We start from the raw sequence: 1,810 nt of genomic DNA, 5'->3' as shown, positions 1-1,810 counted from the left end.
GCGGGCCGCGGGGCGCGCGGCGCACCTGCTGCTCGCCGGGGTACTCGACGGGGCCGGGCACCGGCTGCGCCGGGCGGGGCACCTCGCCGACGCCGCCCAGGGCCCCGACCCGGCCCTGGCCGCCGAGCTGGAGCAGGCGGCGGGCGAGTGCGCGGGCCCGGCCACGGCGGCCTCGGCGGCGCTGCAACGGGCCGCCGAGCTCAGCGACGACCCGGTGCGCGCCGCCGCCCGGCTGGTGGCCGCCGCCCGGTACGCCTGGTCGGCCGGCCGGGCGCACCGGGCCCGACTGCTGCTGGGAGGCCTGCCCGCCACCGTGGACGCCGCCGTGGCGGGCCGGGCCGGGCTGCTGCGCGGGGAGCTGGAGCTGCGCGCCGGCCGACCCCGGTCCGCGCTCACCACGCTGCTGGCCGCCGCGGACGCGCTGGCCGGCTCCGATCGCGCGCTGGCCGGCTCCGATCGCGCGCTGGCCGGCTCCGATCGCGCGCTGGCCCTCGGCGCGCTGGTGCGGGCGGGCGAGGCCGCCTGTTTCGCCGGCGACCAGTACCGCTACGCCGACGTCGCCCGGCGGGCGGAGCCGTTGCGCCGCCCCGACGACCCGCCCGCGACCGAGCTGCTTAGCGCCTACGTCGCCGGGACGGCGGCGACCCTGCGCGGCGACCACGAGCAGGCCGGCCCCGCCCTGCGCCGGGCGGTCGTCCTCGGTGGACAGCTGACCGGGCCGGCGCTGACCCCCTCCGCCCTGACCTGCGCGGCGGCGGCCGGGCTGCTGGTGGCCGTGGACGGCGCGGCGCACCGGCTCGCCGAGCGCGCCGTCGAGCTGGCCCGCGAGCGGGGCGAGCTGTCCGCCCTGCCGCGCGCGCTGGAGCTGCGGGCGGCCGCCGAGTACTGGCTGGGCCGGCACGACGCCGCGGTGGAGAGCTCCCGGGAGGGGCTGCGGATCGCCCGGGACACCGGCCAGGGCAACTGGGCCGCCGTGCACCTGGGCATGCTGGCGGTGCTGGCCGCCGTCCGGGCCGACCGCGGCACCAGCCTGCGCCGGATCCGGGAGCTCGGCGAGGACCCCGGCGGGCACAGCCGGCCCCGGGCCCTCGCGCAGTGGGCGTTGGCCGTGCTGGACCTGGTCGACAACCGGCCGGCCGCCGCCGCCGCGCGGCTGGCCGCGCTGGCCTGCCCCGGCACGGGCCGGGGGCAGGTGATGGTCCTGGTGATGGCCACCCCGTACCTGGTGGAGGCGGCCGCCGCCGTCGCGGACCGGCCGGCGGCCGGCGCCGCCCTCGCCGTGTTCGACCGGTGGGCCAGCAGCACGGCGAGCCCGTCCCGCCGGGCCCTCTCCGCGCGTTGCCACGGGCTGCTGGCGCCCCGGGGCAGCGCCGAGGCGGAGCGGGAGTTCCGCACCGCCCTGCGGCTGCACCCGACGGACGCCGGCGCGTTCGAGCGGGCCCGTACCGAGCTGCTCCTCGGCCGGGAACTGCGCCGCAGCCGCCGACCGCGCGCGGCGCGCGAGCACCTGCACGCCGCCCGGGAGGCGTTCACCCTGCTCGGGGCGGCCACCTGGGCGGAACAGGCCACCACGGAGCTGCGGGCGGCCGGGGAGTCGGTCGGGCCGCCGGAGGCGTCGGCGGCGCGACTGCTGACCGGCCAGCAACTGCGGATCGCGCAGCTGGTCGCCGAGGGTGCCACCAACCGGGAGATCGCCGCCCGGATGTTCCTCTCCACCCGTACGGTCGACCACCACCTGCGCAACATCTTCCACCGACTCAACATCCGCTCCCGCACGGAACTCGCCCGCGCCCTCTCCTGACCCCACCCC

At 80.7% G+C, this 1,810-nt stretch carries 1 protein-coding gene; it reads left to right on the top strand.

The window, feature by feature from the left end; translation table 11 throughout:
- Positions 1 to 1,801: LuxR C-terminal-related transcriptional regulator (locus ACSNN9_RS28395; RefSeq protein WP_436676378.1), on the top strand; the 1,801-nt coding region annotated here is incomplete at its 5' end.
- Between the last annotated feature and the right edge of the window lie 9 nt (positions 1,802 to 1,810).

Origin of the sequence: Micromonospora sp. URMC 107 (assembly GCF_051386315.1) — a bacterium.
Classification (GTDB): Bacteria; Actinomycetota; Actinomycetes; order Mycobacteriales; family Micromonosporaceae; genus Micromonospora.
This window is presented reverse-complemented; position numbering and strand designations above follow the sequence as displayed.